We start from the raw sequence: 19,565 nt of genomic DNA on the forward strand, positions 1-19,565 counted from the left end.
ACGCGCCGCTCGACCCGCACGCGCGCCTCGGCCGGCGGCAGGACCCGCTGGCACGGCTCGCCGTCCACCGTCTCGATCAGGGTGCGCAGCGGGGCGTGCCGTTCGACGACGTCGTCGAGCGCGGCCTCCAGCGCCGTCGTGTCCACGGTCCCGTCGACCCGCACCGCCAGCGGCACGTTGTAGGCGGTGCTGTCGCCGTCCAGGTCTGCCAGCAGCCACAACCGCCGCTGCGCGAAGGACGCGGGCGGGAACCCGGACGTGGGGGACGCGGGAGTGAGGGCGGGCAGGGCGGACGCCTTCCTCCTGCCGGTGATGTGTTCGGCGAGTCGGGCGGGGGTGGGGTGCTGGAAGACGTCGCGGACGGTGAGGCGGACGTCCAGGGCGGTGGCGATGTGGTTGGTGAGGCGGGCGGCGAGGAGGGAGTGGCCGCCGAGGACGAAGAAGTCGTCGTCGATGGTGGGGGTGTCGGGGGTGTCGAGGGTGCGGGCGAAGAGTGCGGTCAGGGTCTTCTCGGTGGTGGTGCGGGGTGCGCGTCCGGTGCGGGAGGCGGCGGCCGGCTCGGGGAGGGCGCGCTTGTCGATCTTGCCGTTGGGGGTGAGGGGGAGTCGGTCGAGGACGGTGAGGTAGGTGGGGACGAGGTGGTCGGGCAGGTGCTCGGCGAGGTGGCGGCGGATGTCCTCGGTGGGCGCGTCGGTGACGATGTGGGCGGAGAGCCGGCCCTGGTGGACGGTGGCGACGGCCTGGGTGATGGCGGGGTGGGTGAGGAGGGCGGCTTCGATTTCGCCGGGTTCGACGCGGAAGCCGCGGATCTTGATCTGGTCGTCGGCGCGGCCTTCGTAGTGGAGGTTGCCGTCGGTGTCGAAGTGGACGAGGTCGCCGGTGCGGTAGAGACGGCTGCCGGCGGGCCCGTACGGATTGGGCACGAAACGCGCGGCGGTCAGGTCCGGACGGCCGAGATAGCCGTGGGCCAGCCCTTCCCCCGCCACGTACAGCTCGCCGGTGGCGCCCGGCGGGCACAGCCGCAGCCGGCTGTCCAGGACGTACAGCGGCTTGTCGGCCAGCGGTGAGCCGATGGGGATGGACGGGTGCGGCCGCTGCCCGTGCTCGACGGTGTGCGTCGTGGCGTAGATCATGACCTCGGCGGGGCCGTAGCCGTTGACGACGGTGATGCCGGGCCGCAGCCGCTGCAGCTTGTGGACGTGGGCCGGGGAGGCCGCCTCGCCGACGGTGTAGGCGGTGGTGACGGTGTCGAACGTCTCCGGGTGCTCGTCGGTGAGGTAGTTGAACAGACTCGCCGACAGCAGCAGCGTGGTGACGCGGTGACGCCGCGCCAGTTCGCTCACCAGCGTCGGTTCCGGCTTCTGGCCCGGCTGCAGGACGGTGGTCCCGCCGTGCAGCAGAGGGCCCCAGAACTCGAGGCTGAAGGCGTCCCAGGACACCGGCGACGACTGCAGGAACACCTCGTCCGGGCCGGTCGGGAGGTACTCCTGGCCGACGAGGGTGGCCACCAGGTTGCGGTGGGAGGACAGGATGCCCTTGGGCCGGCCGGTCGAGCCGGAGGTGAACATCAGGCAGGCCGGGTCGTCGGGGGTGAGCGGGACGCCGAGGTCTCCCGCGTCCAGGGAGGCGAGTTCTCCCGGCCCCTCCGTGTGGACGGCCCAGGGGCCCTCGAGGCGGCCGGCGAGCCGTGGAGTGGTCACCAGGTGGCCGATGCCGGCGTCACCGGCCGCGGAACGGAGGCGCTCGTCGGGGAAGTCGGGGTCGAGCAGCACATGGGCGGCGCCGGTCTTGAGCACGGCGATCAGGGCGGTGGCGAAGTCCGCGCCGCGCTCCAGCAGGACGCCGGCCAGGTCGCCGCGGCCCAGGCCCTGGCCGCGCAGGTGGCGGGCCCAGCGGTTGGCGGCCGCGTCGAGCTCCCGGTAGGTGACCCGCCGGTCGCCGTCGATCAGCGCGACCCGGCCGGGGAAACGTTCCACCTGCTGCTGGAAGCGGTGCACCAGCGTGGTGTCCTGCCGCTCGATGGTGGCGCCGGCCCACTCCCCGAGCAGCAGGCCGCGCTCCGCCTCCGTCAGCACCTCCAGGTCGGCGGTCGCGCGCTCGGCCAGCTCCCCGGCGCCCGGTGCCAGGGCCGTGGCCAGGAACGCGGCGAACCGGTCCTGGTGGGCGGCGACGGCGTCCGGGTCCACACCGTCGACCGGCGTGTCGAAGTCGATCCGGAAGCCGTGCGCGGCCCCCAGGTCGAACACGGCGATGCTGAGGTCGTCGACCGGGCCGTTGCTGACGTTGTGGTTGACGGTCGGGCTGCCGCAGACCGTCAGCTCCGCGTTGAAGCCCATGATGTTGACGACCGGAGTGGCGAGCCGGCGCGCCGTTCCCAGGACGCCGGCGTCCCGGCACAGGTCCTCGTAACGGGTCCGCTGGCCCCGCAGCCCGTGCTTGACCTCCGCGGACACCGAGCGGACCAGCGCGCCGAACGGCTCGTCGGGGCGCACCCGCAGCCGCAGCGGCACCACGTTCGACATCATGCCGGGGGTGCTGCGCGCCGTCTGCGTGGTCCGGCCGGTCACCGGCAGGGCGACCACCAGCTCGTCCTGCCCGGTGACCCGGTGCAGGTACACGGCGAGCAGGGACACCAGCATGACCGGCCAGGAGACCCGCTGGGCGCGGGCCGCGTCCCGCAGCCGGCCGGCGTCGGCGGGGGAGAGCCGCACGCTGCGCCGGGCGAACGGCAGAGCGCCGTGGGCCGGTGTGGCCCGGCCGGCGCCCCGGACCGGACTGCGGGGGGCGCCCGGCGCCCCGGCGAGGTGCTCCCGCCAGGCCGCCCGCTCGGCCGCGGCCTCCCGCGACCCGCGGAACTCGGCGTCCTCCGCCAGCAGGTCGGCGAGCCGGCCGAACGGGGACGGCCCCCACGGCTCGCCGGCGACCGCCTGCTCGTACAGCTCCACCAGCCGCGTCAGCGCGAGCCCGACACCGACGCCGTCCACGACCAGGTGGTGGAAGCCGTAGAAGTAGAAGTACCGTTCCTCGCCCAGCCGGATCAGCGCGCAGCGCACCGGCGGCTCCGAGTCCAGCGCGAACGGGGTGCCGACCATCTCGTCGACCAGCCGCCACGCCTCGGCCTCCGGATCGGCCGCCCCGCTCACGTCGGTGAACGGCAGGTCGAGGTGGCCGGCGCCGGCGTCGACGACCTGCCACACCTGCTCCCCGTCCTCCTCGAACCGGCGGGTCCGCAGGAAGTCCGCCTCCTCCGCCAGGCGGCGCCAGGCGGCGGCCATCAGCCCGGGGTCGACCGGACCGAGGATCTCCCGGCATTCGGCCACGTTGTACTTCAGGCCCGACGGGTCGAGGGCGTGCGCCGTCCAGATGTCACGCTGGGCCGCCGAGAGGGGCAACCGGGCGGCGGCCGGGGCGGGAGCGGCGAGCGCGTCGGACGGCATGGCGGTCTCCTGGGTGAGGGGGCGGCGGGGGAGGGGCGGGCAGTGCCATACAACCGGCCGGCCGGGGCGCGGAGCGGCAGTTGTTCCGGCGGGAGCGCCAGCAGCAGGCCGCCGCGCGGCAGTCAGGCGGCAGTCGTGACGGCAGCCGCCCCGAGCACCGCGCGCACCACGCACAGCACCCGGAAGGAGGGCAGCGTGCCCTCGGTGACGGACCTGATCACGCCGCTGACCAGCAGGTCCCGCAGCATGCGGCCGCACTCGGGCAGCGGACGGCCGGTCAGCCGGACCACGTCCTCGAGCAGGAAGGCGCCGTCCCGGTCGCGGCACAGCTCGGCGAGCAGGTCCCGGCAGGGCGCGGGCAGCGCGGCCACGGTGCGCGCCACCCGGGCCTGGAGCCGGGAACCGGCCGGGCCGTCGGCAAGGTGGGCGAGCAGCGGGGACGGGTCCGACTCCAGGAGGGAGCGCAGGGCGGGCAGGTCGTAGACGGCCAGCCAGGACGCGGCGGCCGCGAGCGACATCGGATGGCCGTCGAGGCGGTGGCAGATCCACGCCACGTCGGCGAGAGCGCGCTCGTCGGGGACGATGCCCGGACGCAGCCGGCGCAGCTGGTCCAGGAAGAAACGGGAGGCGGCCGTGCCGGCGGGGGCCGCGGCGGACGGCGCGGGAGCGTCCAGCGGAGACAGCAGGAAGAGGCGTTCGCCGGGGACGTTCCACGGCTCGTCGGCGGTGACCAGCAGACGCATCCCGGGCAGCTCGCGCAGCAGGCGGCCCAGCCGGTGGAAGTCGAGCACGCCCGTGTCGGCGCCGTCGAGGACGAGCACGACACCGCGGTCGCCGGGCAGCCCGGCCGGCCCGCCGGGCAGGTCGTCGGCACGGCCCTCACCGCGCAGGAAGGAGGCGCAGTCGGCCGCGAGCGCGGAGAGAGGACCCTGGCCGCCCGGGAGGAAGTCGGCGGCCTCCCCGGGCGCGGAGTGCCACAGCACGGTCAGGCCCGCGTCGTGCAGCCGCGCCGCGGCCTCCAGGACGAGCCGGGTCTTGCCCACACCGCTCAGCCCCACGACCGTGACCAGCCGCTCGGCGCCCGACCGGAGTTCCTCCACCACCGCGGCGCACTCCGCCTCACGCCCGATCAGCGGATGGAGGGGAACGGGCGGCGCGGGCCGCTCGACGGCCGCCCGGACACCCCCGCGGTGGCCGCGCTGGGCCGCCTCCTCGAGGGCCGCACGGGCGCGGGGGCCGAGCCGCAGACCGTCGGCGATCAGACGGACCGTGTCGGTTCTCGGCCGCTGCGCCTTCCCCTTCTCCAGGTCGCGTATGGCGCGGACGCTGATGGTGGAGAGGTCCGCGAGCTCCCGCTGCGTCAGGCCGATGCGCAGCCGGTGCTGGAGGATCAGGGCGCCGAGCGCGACGGCGGCGGGGGCGGTGTCCTGAGAAGCAAGGCCGTTCGTCATGTGCAGCTCCTGCTGGTCGGTTCAGGAAGGTCTGCCGGCCATGGTCGGCACGCGGCCTATCCAGGAGCCATCCCGCCGCTAACCCCTCACGGGCCGTCCGCCGGCGGCTGAGCCGACCCGCGGCGGTGCCCCGCGACGGCGGCTTTCACGCCGGGACGGCGGACACCGGGCCGTGATAGCGGGGTGATAAGGCAGCGGACGGTGCCGTGAATCCGCCTCTTCCTAGCTTTGTGGTCGTCAGCCGGAAACGGCCGCCACCACCGAGAGGAAGCACCCCATGTCGCACACCGCCGCTCCCCGCAACGCCCTCCGCGCCACCGTCGCCTCCGCGCTGATCGTGCTCCTCGCCGCCGCCGGCGCCCAGACCGGCTGGGCCGCCGGAACCACGGGCCCGGGCACCGCGGTCGTCGCCACCGCCGCCGGTGGCGACACCACCACCGACGAAGGCGACACCGGCGCCACCACCGGCGGCACGGGAAGCACCGGCGGCACGGGAACGGGGAGCACGGGCGGCACGGGCGGCACCACCGACAACAACCCCTGGGACTGACCCGGCCGCGGCCGGCCCGCCGGTCTCATCCCGCGGCGAGCAGCCGCCGCGCCTCCGTCAGCTCACGGACCATCCCCCGGTCCTGGAACACCTCCACCGCCGGGGCCAGCAGTTCCCGGGCACGCCCCGGCTCCCCCTCCAGCAGCCGCGCCAGGTCCAGGCGCGCCAGCGCGCCCCCGCCGAAATCCATGACCCGCTCCCGGGCGGTCACGGCCCGGTCGAAGAAGTCCCTGGCGCGATCGGGCCGGCCCATCACGAAGAACGCGTGCCCCAGGTCGCGCAGCAGGTGCCCCTCGCCGATCACGTCGCCGGAGTCCCGGCACAGCTCCAGCACCTCCGTGAAGGTCAGCACCGCCAGATCGCACTTGCCCTGCTGCAGCAGCAACTGGCCGACCCGCCGCAGCGTCCGCGCCCGGCCGCCGGCGTAACCCACCGCGTCGTACGTGTCCAGGGCCTCGTCCAGCTGGGTCTGCGCCGCCTCGAACTCGCCGCGGCGCATCCGGATGTGGGCGCTCTGCGTCAGCACGATCGCCCGCCCCACCACGTCCCCCGCCCGGTCGAAGTCCGCCAGCGACCGCGCGTACAGCTCCAGCGCCGACGCGTCGTCGCCACCCGTCCGGGCGATCAGGGCCAGGTCCCGGCGGCACAGGGCCTCGCCCGTCGGCTCGTCCAGCGCCTGGAAGACGTCCAGCGCCGAGTTCAGCGCCTGCCGCGCCGCGTCGAACTGGCTGCGGCTCATGTACAGCGAGCCGAGCGAGGCCCGCACCGCCGCCGTGCCCCGCAGGTTGCCCGCCTTGCGGGCCGCCGCCAGCGCGCACAGATGCGTCTGCTCCCAGAGGTCGTACAGGCCCCTCACCTCGAACAGCGTGACCAGCGTCGTCGCCAGGTCCCAGCACAGGTCGTGCAGCCCTTCCTCGGCCGCGTGCTCCACCATGCGGCACAGGGCGGCCTGCTCGGCCTCCAGCCAGGACAGCGGATCCCCCAGCAGTTCCTGCGTGTACACGGCCGGCGGCTCCCAGCGCGGGGCGTCGCCGTGCAGCACGGTGAAGTCCCCGCCGTACAGCTTCCGGTGGGCCTGCTGCGCGAGGTACATCCACCCGCCGCCCATCCGGGCCAGCGCCACCCCCCGCTCCCCGGGCGGGTCGAACGCCAGCTGCTCCCGCGCGTACACCCGGATGATCTCGTGGAAGCGGTACCGGAAACCACCGCTCCGCTCCACCCCGGCGACGTCCAGCATCTGCACGTCGACCAGCGGCTCCATCAGGTCCGACGGGAAGGGCCGGCCGTCGTCCAGGAGCGCGCCCGCCAGCCAGCTCGGCAGGGTCGGCGCCTGGGCCATGCTCAGCAGCCGCAGCAGCCGGCGGTCCTGCGGGGCAAGCCCGTCGTACGTCAGGGCCAGGCTCGCCCGCATCGTCATCTCGCCGTGCGCCAGCTCGTCCAGCCGGTGCCGCTCGTCGGCCAGCCGCTGCACCATCGACGCCAGCGACCAGTGCGGCCGCGCCGCCAGCCGCGCCGCCACGATGCGCAGGGCCAGCGGCAGCCGGCCGACCGTGCGCACCAGCGCCTCCGCCGCCACCGCCTCCGCCGCCACCCGCTCCCGTCCGACGATCCGGGCCAGCAGCTCCAGCGCCCGGTCCTCACCCAGCACGTCCAGCTCCACGCGGTGCGCTCCCGGTAACGCCGTCAGCCGGGCCCGGCTGGTGACCAGCACCGCGCAGCGACGGCTCCCCGGCAGCAGCGGCAGCACCTGCCGCTCGCTCGCCGCGTCGTCCAGCACCACCAGCACCCGGCGCGACGCCAGCCTCGACCGGTACATCTCCGCCCGCTCGTCCAGCGACTCCGGGACCAGCTGCCCCGGAATGCCCAGCGCCCTCAGGAAACGCCCCAGCACCTCCACCGGAGCGACCGGGGCCCCGGTCGTCCCCCGCAGATCGCAGTAGAGCTGCCCGTCCGGGAACGCCGAGTCCGACAACCGGTGCGCCACCTGGACGGCCAGGGCCGACTTGCCGGTGCCCGGCTTCCCGGTGACCGCCGCCAGCCCCACCGCTGTCCGCTCCGGCCCTCCGGTCAGCGCCTCCTCGAGCGCAGCCAGCTGCGCCGCGTCCGCCACGAAGTCGGCGGTCGCCGCCGGAAGCTGATGCGGCACGGCCTCCTGCCCGGAGGGCCCGGCCGGCGCCGGGGGCTCCTCCTGCCGGGCCTCTCCGCCGGCACGGGGCCGCGCCTGCGCGGCCCGCTCCTCGCCGGCCTGCGAGGGACCGGCGGGCGAGGGACCGGCGGGCGCCGGGACGGCGGACGTGGGGCCGGCGGGCGGGGCGAGCGTGCCCGTGAGGATCGCCGACTCCAGCTCCCTGAGTTCCCGGCCCGGCTCCAGCCCGAGCTCCTCGTCGAGCAGCCGCCGCCCCGTGCGGAACACCTCGAGCGCCTCGGCCTGCCGGCCCGACCAGTACAGCGCCTGCATCAGCTGCCCGCGCAGCCTCTCCCGCAGGGGGTGCTCGTGGGTGAGCATCTGCAGCTCGCCCACCAGCCGGTCGTGCCGCCCCAGTGCGAGTTCCAGCTGGATCCGCAGCTCGACGGCGGTGAGCCGTTCCTCGTTGAGCTGCCGCGCCTTGTTCGCGAGCGGACCGCTGTCCAGTCCCGGCAGGCAGTCCCCCTGCCACAGGGCCACCGCCGCCCTCAGCTCCTCCACGGACCGTTCCGTCTCGCCCCGCTCCCGCAGCCGCCTGGCCCGTGACACCCCCGCCGTGAACAGCGCGGCGTCCACGTTCCGCTCGTCGGTGTGCAGCACGTATCCGGGAGCCCGGGTGGTGATCGAGACCTCCGCGTCCGCACCGGCCAGCAGCTTCCGCAGCCGCGACACGCAGATCTGCACCTGGGTGCGGGCGGTCTCCGGCGGAACGTCCTCCCAGATGAGGTCGACCAGGTAACCGGTGCCGACCACCCGGTTGGCCTCCAGCAGCAGCGCGGCGAGGATCACCTCCTGGCGGCCGGGCGGCACCCGCAGCGGACCGCCGGTCCCGTGCACCTGCAGCGGTCCGAGGATCCGGAAGGACGGGCGTGGCGCCGGAGGGACGCCCTGCTCTTCCTCCGCCATGAGGTCGGCCAACGGATCCCCCAGCGAGACACATGAGTTGACGAGGCAGGAGAAGTTTCGAACAGTCTCCACATTCGTCACTCTCCTGTCCATGCCGTGCATATACCGAGGGGGGATAGTGCTGCGATAGCGAAGAGTTGGCCGCGCCGCCCAGACTCGGGGCGGAGAACGAAAGGGGTACAGCCCGATGACGAGTCACGACCACCCGGCAGCCGCCCACTCCGCAACGACCGACCTGATCACAGCCGCAGGCGTGGACCACGTCCGCCTGGTCTACGACTACCTCGACGCCGGCGACGCGGACTCCTGTGCCTCCCTGATGCACGAACGCGTGGTCCTGGAACTGCCCGGCATGCCGCCCGTCCACGGCCGCGCCGAGGCCGTCCGCGCCCACCTCCGCCACAGCACCGGCCGGACCCGCCACGAGATCGACCACCTCGTCGCCGCCGACCGCAGCGTGGTCGCCGCCGGCCGGCGCGTCGTCCCGGACTCCCGTCACCCGTGCACGCGCTTCGTCGACGTCTTCCGCATCGCCGACGACGGCATGGTCAGCGAGTGCACCCGCTACTACCACACCACGCCGTAGGGCCCGGCCCGACCGCGTCGCCGACGGCGGCCCGTACCGGCCCGTGACGGCAGCGGCCCCGGTGGCCTCCTGCCGCGGCACGGCGCGGACGGCACGCCCGGCGAGAAGGCCGGCCGGGGCATCCCCCGACCGCGGCCACTCCCACCCACCCCGACGAAGAACCCCTTCCCCCTCGACCCCCTACAGTTGGCGTTCGGGTCACGGCGACGGAGGGACGACCGAGGTGGGCGGGAAGCGCTACGACCGGCTCAAGGAGATCCAGCGACTCGACCCCGAACGGGACTTCCTCGCCATCTACCGCCTCATCGCCGCCTACGAGTTCTCCTGGGACCACACCCGCGCACTGGAACTCGCCCTCTACCGCACCTACGCCGTCCCCTCCATCGGCCGGCTACTGGCCGGGACGGCGGAGATGACCGACCGCTCCCAGAAGCGGTACGACGACACCTCCCTCCTGCTGGACGCCGTCGTGGAGCACGGCTTCGACAGCGAGGAAGGCCGTACCGCCGTCCGCCGCGTCAACCGCATGCACCGCGGCTACGACATCTCCGACGACGACATGCGGTACGTGCTGTGCACGTTCGTGGTGACACCGGCCCGCTGGCTGGACTCCTTCGGCTGGCGCCCGCTCACCGAGCACGAACGCCGGGCCACCGCCAACTACTACCGCACGCTCGGCAAGCACATGGGCATCAAGGAGATCCCCCGCACCTACGAGGAGTTCGAGGACTTCCTCGACTCCTACGAGGCCGCGCACTTCGCCTGGGACGAGCGCTCCCGCCAGGTCTCGGACGCCACCCTCGCCCTGATGGCCTCCTGGTATCCGCGCCCCCTCGCCCCGCTGTTGCGCGCCGCCACCGTGTCCCTCCTCGACGAGCCGCTGCGCCGCGCCTTCCGCTACCCCCGCCCCCACCCGGCCGTCGGCGCCCTCGTCCACGGCCTCCTCCGCCTGCGCGCCCGGGCCGTCCGGCTGCTCCCGCCCCGCCGCCGCCCGCACCACGCCCGCCAGAACCCGGAGATCAGGAGCTATCCGGGCTACCCCTCCGGCTACCGTCTCGAGGACCTCGGCACCTTCCCCACCCCGGGCCTGCGCGGCTGCCCGGTCCCTCGCCACGGCCGGCCCGCCCCGGGCGGCATCGCCGCGGACCCGGTGGACTGACCGGTCACCCGCGCCGCACCGCGGGACCCCCTCGGCCCCGACCGCCCGGTGTCACCGGTGCGCGCTGCCGGGGCGCTCCCGGCGCGGGGGAGGGGCGGGGAGCCAACTCCCGCCGTGCCGAGTGCTGTTACGGGCTCCCTCGTCATTGACGCTGCGTACCGGCAGTGATTCACTCCCGGTCTGAGAGCGCTCTCAGAACGGTTGAGGACCAGCCGTGATCCGTCGTGCCCCACCACATGCAGGGAGAGCCGTGTCCGTGATTCCCTCTCGTCGTGCCATGCTCCGCGGAGCGGCGGCCGCCGCCGCAGCGGTGCCGCTGGGCGGCGCAGCCGCAGGATCCGCCTTCGCGTCCGGCCCGGGCGACCTGGGCGCCGCTCACCACCGGACGGCCGGCCTGGGGCCGAACGTCCTCGTGTTCGACCCCTCGATGGGCGACGCCGCCATCCAGGAGCGGATCGACGCCGTCTTCGCGATCCAGGAGGCCAACCAGTTCGGCACCGAGCGGTTCGCCCTGGCGTTCATGCCCGGCACCTACGAGGTCGAGATCAACGTCGGCTTCTACACCCACGTGCTCGGGCTCGGCGACAGCCCCGAGGACGTCGTGATCAACGGCCACGTGACCGCCGACGCGCAGTGGTTCGAGGGCAACGCCACCCAGAACTTCTGGCGGGCCTGCGAGAACGTGACCGTCGTGCCGCCGGACGGCCTGGACCGCTGGGCCGTCTCCCAGGCGGCGCCGATGCGCCGGTGCCACGTCAAGGGGGACATGATCCTGATGCCGAGCCCGCCCGGCAACGGGTGGTCCAGCGGCGGCTTCCTGGCCGACACCCTGGTGACCGGCACGATCAACGCGGGCTCACAGCAGCAGTGGCTGTCACGCAACGACACCATCGGCAGCTGGAAGGACGCCCAGTGGAACATGGTCTTCCTCGGCGTCCGGGGGGCGCCCGCCACCTCCTACCCGTCGCCGCCCGTCACGACGCTGGACCGCACCCCGGTCATCCGGGAGAAGCCGTTCCTGACCGTCGACCGCCGGGGCGCCTACCAGGTCTTCGTGCCCGCGCTGCGGCGTGACGTCAGCGGCACCACCTGGGAGGCCGGGCCGGCCGCCGGCCACCGCATCCCCCTGACGAGGTTCCACGTCGCCCGTCCGGGCGACTCCGCCGCGCGGATCAACCGGGCGCTCGCCGCCGGGAAGCACCTGCTGCTCACGCCCGGCGTCTACCGGCTGACCGAGCCGCTGCGGGTCACCCGGCCCGGCACCGTGGTCCTCGGCCTCGGGGTGGCCACGCTCCAGGCGGTCGACGACAACATGCTCGTCGAGGTGGCCGACGTGGACGACGTCACCGTGGCCGGCCTCATGCTGGAGGCGGCGTCCGCGAACTCCCCCGTGCTGATGCGGGTCGGCCACGGCCGCAGTCGCAGGAGCCACGCACACCGGCCCACCGTGCTGTTCGACGTCTTCGCGCGCATCGGCGGCTCGGTCCCCGGTGGCGCCGCGGTCAGCATCCAGATCGACAGCAACGACGTGATCACCGACCACATCTGGGCCTGGCGCGGCGACCACGGCCTCGACGGCATGGTCGGCTGGTCGGTCAACCCCGCCGGTGTCGGCTTCCTCGTCAACGGCGACCGGGTCACCGCCTACGGTCTCTTCGTCGAGCACTACCAGGACCACGAGGTCATCTGGAACGGCGAGAAGGGCCGCACCTACTTCTTCCAGAACGAGCACCCCTACGACGTCCCGACCCAGACGGCCTGGCGGCGCGGCTCCACCAACGGCTACGCCGCCTACAAGGTCGCCGACGACGTCCGGGACCACAAGGCCTGGGGACTGGGCAGCTACGCGTTCTTCAACCTCAACGCGGACATCTACACCGACCGTGCCTTCGAGGTGCCCGACACCCCGGGCGTCGTCCTCACCTCGCTGGTGACGGCCTGCCTCAACGGCCCGGGCGGCGGCGGCATCCTGCACACCGTGAACGACGCGGGCGACCCCGTCACCAACGGGTTCGCGCTCCACTGGATGAAGTCCTACTCGAACGGCGTCGGCACGGCCTGACCGGCCGGACGGACCGATGACGGCCGGGAGGGCGGCGGGCCGGGCGACGCGCGCTCCCCGCCACCCTCCCGGCGCGGCGACGGGTCCGGCCACGAGGAGGCGGGGGGCAGGCGGTGGACCGCGTGAGCGGGCGCGCGGCCCGGCCGTGCCGGATGCCGGACGGGTTCACCCCCGGGTCAGCCCTGGCGAAGGGGCTCCGCCACGCCACGGGGCCCCGCCACGCCACGGGGCGCCGGGTCGTCGTCACGGGGCGCCGGGCCGCCCCGTGGTCCGTCGCGGAGCCCGGCGCGGCGCAGGAGGTAGGCGGTCACCAGTCCGCCCGCCATGACGGCCGCCACCCCGTACATCTGTCCGGTGCGCGCCGCTGCCGCGAAGGCGCCGAGGACGGCGGCGCCGTCCTCCGGACCCGCCGCCTCCAGGGCCGCGGTCAGCGAGGCCGCGTCGGCGGTCTGCGGCTGCAGCGCGGCGAGCCGGCTGCTGAGGACCGCGCCGAGCACCGCCACCCCCAGGCTGCCGCCGACCTCTCCCACGGTGCCGTCCACGGCCGCGCCCGAGCCCGCCCGGTCCGGGGGAATCGAACCCATCACCGCCTCGACGATGGCCGGATTGGCGAGGGCGCAGCCCAGGCCCATCAGCAGCAGGCCCGTCAGCAGGACCGGGTAGCCGCCCCGGTCCAGAACTCCCGCCACGGCGAAACCGCAGGCCAGCGATCCCATGCCGAGGGCCACGGCGCGGACCTCGCCCAGCCTGGCGATCATCCTGGGTGCCAGTCCCCGGATGTTGAGCAGCACGACGCTCAGCGGGAAGGGCGCGGTGCAGAGGCCGGCCTCCAGGGCGGTGTAGCCCCGGACGTACTGCAGTTGCTGCGCGAGCAGGAACAGCGCTCCCGCGCTGCCGAAGGTGATCAGCAGGACCCCGGTGACCGCGCCGGTGAACCGGGCGCTGCGGAAGAGCTGGGGCGCCAGCACCGGGTCGGCGCAGCGCCGTTCCCACACCACGAGTGCGGTGAGCGCCGCCACCGCCGTCCCGGTGGCGGCGAGCACCGGCAGGGAGACGGCGCCGTGCTCAGGCCAGGAGGTGACCGCGTGCACCAGCGCGACGACGCCGACGGCGGACAGCACCGCCCCCGGCACGTCCGGGCGGCCCGCTCCTTCCCGCCGCGACTCGGGGATCAGCCACCGGGCGGCGGCCAGCCCCACGAGAGCCACCGGCACGTTGACCAGGAAGATCGCCCCCCACGGGAGGTGGGAGAGGATCAGTCCGCCGAGGGGCGGCCCGGCCGCGAACCCCAGGCCGTTGACCGCCGCCCAGATGCCGATGGCCCGGCCCCGTTCCCCCTCGGGGAACACCTGGATGAGCACCGCGAGGGTGGTGCACGTGATCAGTGCGCCGCCCATCCCCATGCCGGCCCGGGCGGCGACGAGCTGTCCGGCGTCCTGGCACAGTCCGGCCGCCAGGGAGCACAGGCCGAAGAGCGCGAGCCCGGTCAGCAGCAGCCGCCGCCGTCCGTAGCGGTCGGCGGCGGCGCCGGCGGCCAGCAGCAGACCCGCCTGGGCCAGTGGATAGGCGTTGACCACCCACTGGATCGCGGCCATCGAGGCGTCCAGCTCGCGGGAGAGCGTGGGCACCGCCACCGTCAGCACCGAGTTGTCCAGGACCACGACCAGTTGCACCAGGCAGATCACGCCGAGGACCGCACCGCGCCGGTCCGCGCGCACCGCCGGGGCCGCCCGCCCGTCCGAGGAGACGCCCGTCGTCATCGGACCGGGGCGAACCGGGCGATGGGGTTGGTCAGTTCGCCGACCAGCTGCAGGGCCGCCGAGGGATCGGCGAGGTCGACCATCTGGCGGTTGTTGCGCAGCTGCAGGCGGTTGAGGCAGGAGAGCGCGAAGGTCTTCACGAAGGGGTCGTGGCGCCGGAACCTCTCGGCGAGGTGGGGCACGGAGTCCTGGTAGTCGGCGACGCACCGGGCCACCGTCTCCCAGAAGCGGTCCTCGGGGAGCGTTCCGGCCTCGTCCAGGAGCGCGGCCAGGTAGCGGAGGAAGCCGTCGAAGACGTCGGTGAAGATGGACAGCAGCCGCATGTCCTCGGGGACGTCGGCCCTGATGCGCCGCACGGCGGGCGGCAGGTCGGCCTCCGGGTCCATCACCACGATCTCCTCGGCGATGTCCTTGAACACCGCGCGCACGACCGTGCCCGCGTCGTCGAGGACGAGGATGACGTTCTCCCCGTGCGGCATGAACGCGAGGTCGTGGGCGTAGAAGCTGTGCAGCAGCGGCACGAGGTAGGCGTCGAGGTACCGCCGCAGCCACCGCTCGGGAGACAGGCCGCAGGCGGAGATCAGGGCAGCGGCGAAGGACCTGCCGTCGCGGTCGCAGTGCAGCAGGGCGGCCATGGTGAACACGCGCTCGCCCGGCGCGAGCGAGGGCACCGGGCTCTCCCGCCACAGCGCGGCCAGCATCTTGCGGTACGGCGAGTAGCGGTCGGTGGCCGCCTCGAGCCGAGGGTCGCGGTACCCGATGGCGGCACGCTCTCTGATGATCGTCAGGCCGGTGCCGCGCAGCACGGGATCGGTGGCGATCAGCTCGGCCAGCCAGTCGTTGATGGCCGGCGTCGCCTCCATGTACGCGGCCGAGAGGCCGCGCATGAAGCCCATGTTGAGGACGGACATGGCCGTCTTCACGTAGTGCCGGTCGGGGCGGCTGGTGTTGAAGAAGGTGCGGATGGACTGCTGGGCCTGGTAGAGGTCCTCGCTCTCCCCGAGCGGGACCAGGTGCCGGGTGGCGATCTCGCCGGCGAAGGTGACGGCCAGCTTGTTCGCCCACTGCCAGGGGTGGGCGGGGAAGAGCAGGTAGTCCGCGGGGTCGAGCCCGAGGCCGGTGAGTACCCCCTCGAGCCGCGCCCGCCCGTCCGCGCCCAGTTCCTGCTCCATCAGGCCGTCGTAGTCGACGTCCGCGCAGGAGGTGAAGGTGGCGCGCTCGCGGTGCGCGGCCAGCCACATCAGACGGACCGGCGCCGCGGCCTCGGGGGCGTAGGCGTGGAACTCCTCGATGGCGAAGCCGATCCTGCCGTTGTTGGCGACGAAGCCCGGGTGTCCCTCGGTCATGCTCGCCTCGACGGTCTGGAAGTCGGCGGTCACCAGCTCCCCGGCGTCCGGCGCCGGCCGGGAGAGCTTGTAGGCGGCGGACGAGAGGGTGGAGCCGATCTCCTCCAGGTAGACCGGCAGCACCTCCTCGCTCAGGCCGAGCGTCGCGCGCAGTTCGATCACCAGGTCCAGGGCGTCCAGCGGCACCTCGGCACCGGACCGGTGCCGGGTGAGGGAGGCGGCGTCGATCTGCCAGTGGTCCAGGGCCATCAGCCGGGCGGCGAAGCGGTACTCGGTCCCGCCGTCGTCGGAACGCACGATGTACCGTCCGTCACCGGTGGGTTCGGGGGTCAGCAGCCGCTCGTGGGCGAACTCCGCGAGGGCCTTGCGGACCAGCGCCCGGTTGGCGGCCGCCCACAGCTCGGGGCGCAGGTGGGCGACCTGGTCCAGGGCGGCGGGGGCGGCCCGGTGGGGCTGGGCGGCGGTCATGCGTGGACTCCTTCGGTGGCGGCCGCGAACTGTTCCCTGGTGCAGAAGCTGAGCAGGGCGGTCTTCTCGGGCTTGACGAGTGGGCCCTCGGGGACGAATCCGACGAAGGCGTTGAGGGCGTGGACGGCGGTGTTGCGGACGTCCGGTTCCACGACGACGCGGCGCGTGGCGGGGTCGTCGAAGAGGAAGGCCATCACCGTGGTGATGACGGACCGGGTGAAACCGTGGCGGGGGGAGCCGGCCGGCGCGCACAGGAAGTGCATGCCGACGTCACCGGGGCGGGCCTCGTAGAGTCCGGCGAGTTCGACCCGGGCGGGGTCGTAGCGCTCGACGAGGAAGCAGAACTCGCCGTCCAGGGCGCCGAGGAAGGCGTCGTGGTGCGGATGGCGGACGATCGCCTCGTACGCCTCGACGATCTCGGCGGCGCTCAGGTCCCCCATCATCCAGTAGGCGGCCTTGGGGTCGGTCAGCCAGGCGTGCAGCCGGGCGGCCTCCCGGGCCGGCTCCAGCGGGTGCAGCGTCATCGTCCCCAAGGGGGTGGTCCGGGAGTACGACGCGGGCGATGCGGACGGCGTCACGACACCACGCCCTCGGGCGCGCCGAACTCCTGGAAGGCGATGGACTTCTCGATCGGGTAGACCTCGCGGCCGGTGATCTCGCGGATGATCCAGCTGTTGCGGTAGGGGCCCATGCCGAGGTCCGGCGAGGTCACGCTGTGCGCGTGGGTGGCCCCGTTCTGCAGGAAGACGCCCCGGCCGGTGACGTCGACGCTGTAGTTGCGGGCCACGTCCAGGCGTCCGCGGCCGTCCCACAGCAGGCGGTCGCGCACCGGTTCGAGGAAGGCGGGCGGCCGGTAGGAGTAGCCGGTGGCCAGCACCAGTCCGTGGGTGAGGAGGGTGAAGTCCCGGTCCTGCTCGTCGTGGTGCAGTCCGAGCTCGTACCGGCCCTCGGCCTCGTCGTGGCGGGCGGTGCGGAGCGCGGTGTTGGTGAACAGCCGGGTGGGCACGGGGCCGTGCACGCTCTTCTGGTACAGCAGGTCGAAGATGTTGTTGATCAGCTCGGCGTCGATGCCCTTGCTGAGTCCCTTCTGCTCCGACTCGAGCCGGTAGCGGGTCTCCTCGGGAAGCGCGTGGAAGTAGTCCACGTACTCGGGCGAGGTCATCTCCAGGGTGAGCTTGGTGTACTCCAGCGGGAAGAAGCGCGGGGAGCGGGTGACCCAGTTGAGCCGGTAGCCGTACGTGTCGATGTCACCGAGCAGGTCGTAGTAGATCTCGGCCGCGCTCTGCCCCGAGCCGATCACGGTCACCGACTCCTTGGCCTGCAGCACGCTCTTGTGCGCGAGGTAGCGGGAGTTGTGGACGGCGTCGCCGGGCAGGTCCCGGCAGGCGGGCGGCAGGTGCGGGGGCGTTCCGGTGCCGAGCACCAGGTGCCGGCCCCGGTGCCGGACCCGGTCCCCGGTGGCCTGCCGGTACGAGGTGACGACGTAGACGCCCTCCGCCTCGTCGAACTCCACCGCGTCCACGCGGTGGCCGAACCGCACGGACGGGAGCTGTGCGGCGGCCCACCGGCAGTAGTCGTTGTACTCGGCGCGCACCGGATAGAAGTTCTCGCGTATGTAGAACGGGTACAGCCGTCCCTTCTCCTTCAGGTACTGCAGGAAGGAGAACGGCGACGTCGGGTCGGCGAGGGTGACCAGGTCGGCCATGAACGGGGTCTGCAGCGTCGCGAAGTCGAGCAGCATTCCGGGGTGCCAGTCGAACTGCTCCCGGCTCTCCAGGAAGACGCCGTCGAGGTCGTCCAGGGGCGCGGTGAGGCAGGCCAGGCCGAGGTTGTACGGGCCGAGACCCACCGCGACGAAGTCGTGCACGGGCTCGGTGGCGGACTGGGGCATGCGGTCTCCAGGGGAAGTCGTGGTGTGGGCGGCGGCGGTGGCGCGGGGCGCGCCGGTCCGTCCTGCCGTGGTCCGGTCGGGGCGGCGCGGGCTCAGACGCCGTCGCGCGCGGCCCCGGCGGCGGTGGCCGCCTCGACGAACTGCTCGGCGTGGCCGGCCAGCAGGTCGATGACGTAGGCGATGTCGCCCGGCGTGGTGCGGGGGTTCAGGAGCGTGAACTTCAGGAAGTGCCGCCCGTCCACCCTGGTGCCCGCGACCATGCCCTCGCCCGAGGTGGCGAGCGCCTCCCGGGCGTGCAGGTTGGCGTCGTCGGCGAGGTGCGCGTGCTCCTCGGAGGGGCGGTAGCGGAAGACGACGGTGGAGAGCTGGGAGCGGCCGACCACCTCGAACCGCGGGTCGTCGGCGAGCATCTCGTGCGCCGCGACGGCCAGGTCCAGCACCTCGTCGAAGAGGACGCCCACTCCGTCGGCGCCCATGACGCGCAGGGTCATCCACAGCTTCAGCGCGTCGAAGCGGCGCGTGGTCTGCAGGGACTTGTCGACCTGGTTGGGGATCCGGCGCTCGGCCATCCGGGCGGGGTTCAGGTAGTCGGCGTAGTAGGTGGCGTGCGCCATCATCCGGCTGTCGCGGACCACCAGCGCGCTCGAACTCACCGGCTGGAAGAACGACTTGTGGAAGTCCACGGTCACCGAGTCGGCGCGCTCCACGCCCTCGAGCAGGTGCCGGCGGGTCGGGGACACCAGCAGGCCGCAGCCGTAGGCGGCGTCCACGTGCAGCCACGCGCCCACCGCCTCGCAGACGTCCGCGACGGCGGCGAGCGGATCGATGCTGCCGAAGTCGGTGGTGCCCGCGGTGGCGACCACGGCCATCACCGTCAGCCCCTCGGCGCGCAGGCGGTCGACCTCACGGCGCAGCGCCGTCACGTCCATCCGCCGGTCGGCGGTGGTGTCCACGCTCACCACGGCCTCCATCGGCAGGCCGAGCATCTTCGCGGACTTGCGGACGCTGAAGTGCGCGGCGCCGGAGGCGAGCACGCGCAGCCGGGGCAGCAGGGCCTGACGGGCCTCGGAACTCCGCGCCCCGGCCCGGGCGAACGCCTCCTCGCGCGCCAGCACCAGCGCGTGGAGGTTGGACTGCGTGCCGCCGCTGGTGAAGATGCCGTCCGCGTCCAGTCCGAAGCCGATCCGTCCGGCCGTCCAGTCGATCAGGCGGCGCTCGATCAGCGTGGCGCCGGCGCTCTGGTCCCAGGTGTCCAGGGAGGAGTTGACCGCGCTGAGCACCGCTTCGCCGAGCAGCGCCGGGACGACGACGGGGCAGTTGAGGTGGGCGAGGTAGCGCGGGTGGTGGAAGTAGACGGCGTCGCGCAGGTAGAGCCGCTCCAGTTCGGCGAGGGCGGCCGCCGAGTCGCCGAGCGGACGGTCCAGGTCGACCTGTTCGATCTCGGGGGCGAGGGCGTCCGGGCTGATTCCGGTGAAGGGCCCCCGGACGTCCGTGACGCGCGACGCGACCGCGTCCACGCCGAGGGCGAGCGCCTTCCGGTAGGCGTCCGCGGTCCGGTCGCCGAAGAGGTGGCTGCGGGCCTCGGCGCTGGGCGAGGGGAGGACGCGCGGTGCCTGCGCGGTCTTGCCGTCAATGGTCATGTCAGCCTTCTGGTGGGGGCAACGGAGAGAGAATATATTAGGTAAGGCTGACCTAACTAAACACGCACGGCCCCGCGCTGTCGACACCGCCCCGGTCGCCGCCCGGCGGCGTCGCGCAGTCGCG

At 73.6% G+C, this 19,565-nt stretch carries 12 protein-coding genes; 4 read left to right on the top strand and 8 right to left on the bottom strand.

Annotated elements, in window-relative coordinates; translation table 11 throughout:
• Both A2U95_RS32720 and A2U95_RS13755 read right to left on the bottom strand, forming a co-directional pair.
• The coding region (locus A2U95_RS32720) for a non-ribosomal peptide synthetase (protein ID WP_240957466.1) at positions 1-3,437 on the bottom strand (3,437 nt) is incomplete at its 3' end.
• A 122-nt stretch (positions 3,438-3,559) separates the two neighbouring features.
• Entirely contained in the window at positions 3,560-4,888 is a 1,329-nt protein-coding gene (locus tag A2U95_RS13755) for a helix-turn-helix domain-containing protein (protein ID WP_166022389.1), read from the bottom strand.
• 277 nt (positions 4,889-5,165) lie between these two features.
• Between A2U95_RS13755 and A2U95_RS13760 the strand changes: the two genes are divergently transcribed.
• Positions 5,166-5,438, top strand: coding sequence for a hypothetical protein (locus A2U95_RS13760; RefSeq protein WP_166020155.1), 273 nt, complete (start codon positions 5,166-5,168; stop codon positions 5,436-5,438).
• Positions 5,439-5,463: 25 nt separating this feature from the next.
• On the opposite strand, the gene A2U95_RS13765 is transcribed toward A2U95_RS13760, so the two are convergent.
• Positions 5,464-8,529, bottom strand: coding sequence for an AfsR/SARP family transcriptional regulator (locus A2U95_RS13765; RefSeq protein WP_206282977.1), 3,066 nt, complete (start codon positions 8,527-8,529; stop codon positions 5,464-5,466).
• A 187-nt stretch (positions 8,530-8,716) separates the two neighbouring features.
• Between A2U95_RS13765 and A2U95_RS13770 the strand changes: the two genes are divergently transcribed.
• From A2U95_RS13770 to A2U95_RS13780, 3 genes are all read left to right on the top strand, one after another.
• Positions 8,717-9,115 carry a nuclear transport factor 2 family protein gene (locus A2U95_RS13770; protein WP_166022390.1) on the top strand — a complete coding sequence of 133 codons (399 nt, stop codon included), beginning with the start codon at positions 8,717-8,719 and terminating at the stop codon, positions 9,113-9,115.
• 223 nt (positions 9,116-9,338) lie between these two features.
• Entirely contained in the window at positions 9,339-10,274 is a 936-nt protein-coding gene (locus A2U95_RS13775) for an oxygenase MpaB family protein (protein ID WP_166022391.1), read from the top strand.
• 277 nt (positions 10,275-10,551) lie between these two features.
• Positions 10,552-12,336 carry an adenylyl cyclase gene (locus tag A2U95_RS13780; RefSeq protein ID WP_166022392.1) on the top strand — a complete coding sequence of 595 codons (1,785 nt, stop codon included), beginning with the start codon at positions 10,552-10,554 and terminating at the stop codon, positions 12,334-12,336.
• A gap of 176 nt (positions 12,337-12,512) precedes the next feature.
• On the opposite strand, the gene A2U95_RS13785 is transcribed toward A2U95_RS13780, so the two are convergent.
• The 5 genes from A2U95_RS13785 to A2U95_RS13805 form a co-directional block, all read right to left on the bottom strand.
• Positions 12,513-14,096 carry an MFS transporter gene (locus A2U95_RS13785; protein ID WP_166022393.1) on the bottom strand — a complete coding sequence of 528 codons (1,584 nt, stop codon included), beginning with the start codon at positions 14,094-14,096 and terminating at the stop codon, positions 12,513-12,515.
• Positions 14,093-15,910 (bottom strand): IucA/IucC family protein, encoded by a 1,818-nt coding sequence (locus A2U95_RS13790; RefSeq protein ID WP_166022394.1) that lies wholly within the window; start codon positions 15,908-15,910, stop codon positions 14,093-14,095. Before A2U95_RS13790 ends, A2U95_RS13785 begins: the two co-directional genes overlap by 4 nt.
• Positions 15,907-16,434, bottom strand: a complete 528-nt coding sequence (locus A2U95_RS13795; protein ID WP_166022395.1) for a GNAT family N-acetyltransferase — start codon at positions 16,432-16,434, stop codon at positions 15,907-15,909. The genes A2U95_RS13790 and A2U95_RS13795 overlap by 4 nt, the downstream gene beginning before the upstream one ends.
• Before the next feature lie 50 nt (positions 16,435-16,484).
• Positions 16,485-17,801 carry a lysine N(6)-hydroxylase/L-ornithine N(5)-oxygenase family protein gene (locus A2U95_RS13800; RefSeq protein ID WP_166022396.1) on the bottom strand — a complete coding sequence of 439 codons (1,317 nt, stop codon included), beginning with the start codon at positions 17,799-17,801 and terminating at the stop codon, positions 16,485-16,487.
• Positions 17,802-17,893: 92 nt separating this feature from the next.
• Positions 17,894-19,441, bottom strand: coding sequence for a pyridoxal phosphate-dependent decarboxylase family protein (locus tag A2U95_RS13805; protein ID WP_166022397.1), 1,548 nt, complete (start codon positions 19,439-19,441; stop codon positions 17,894-17,896).
• Positions 19,442-19,565: the final 124 nt, after the last annotated feature.

The organism is Streptomyces chilikensis, from assembly GCF_001642695.1.
Classification (GTDB): Bacteria; Actinomycetota; Actinomycetes; order Streptomycetales; family Streptomycetaceae; genus Streptomyces; species Streptomyces chilikensis.

Bases quoted from the DNA above. Each gene is read 5' to 3' on its own strand.
- A2U95_RS13765 (WP_206282977.1), bottom strand. From the start codon at position 8,529: ATGGCGGAGGAAGAGCAGGGCGTCCCTCCGGCGCCACGCCCGTCCTTC.
- A2U95_RS13800 (WP_166022396.1), bottom strand. From the start codon at position 17,801: ATGCCCCAGTCCGCCACCGAGCCCGTGCACGACTTCGTCGCGGTGGGT.
- A2U95_RS13795 (WP_166022395.1), bottom strand. From the start codon at position 16,434: ATGACGCTGCACCCGCTGGAGCCGGCCCGGGAGGCCGCCCGGCTGCAC.
- A2U95_RS13785 (WP_166022393.1), bottom strand. From the start codon at position 14,096: ATGACGACGGGCGTCTCCTCGGACGGGCGGGCGGCCCCGGCGGTGCGC.
- A2U95_RS13780 (WP_166022392.1), top strand. From the start codon at position 10,552: ATGCTCCGCGGAGCGGCGGCCGCCGCCGCAGCGGTGCCGCTGGGCGGC.
- A2U95_RS13805 (WP_166022397.1), bottom strand. From the start codon at position 19,441: ATGACCATTGACGGCAAGACCGCGCAGGCACCGCGCGTCCTCCCCTCG.
- A2U95_RS13755 (WP_166022389.1), bottom strand. From the start codon at position 4,888: ATGACGAACGGCCTTGCTTCTCAGGACACCGCCCCCGCCGCCGTCGCG.
- A2U95_RS13760 (WP_166020155.1), top strand. From the start codon at position 5,166: ATGTCGCACACCGCCGCTCCCCGCAACGCCCTCCGCGCCACCGTCGCC.
- A2U95_RS13770 (WP_166022390.1), top strand. From the start codon at position 8,717: ATGACGAGTCACGACCACCCGGCAGCCGCCCACTCCGCAACGACCGAC.
- A2U95_RS13790 (WP_166022394.1), bottom strand. From the start codon at position 15,910: ATGACCGCCGCCCAGCCCCACCGGGCCGCCCCCGCCGCCCTGGACCAG.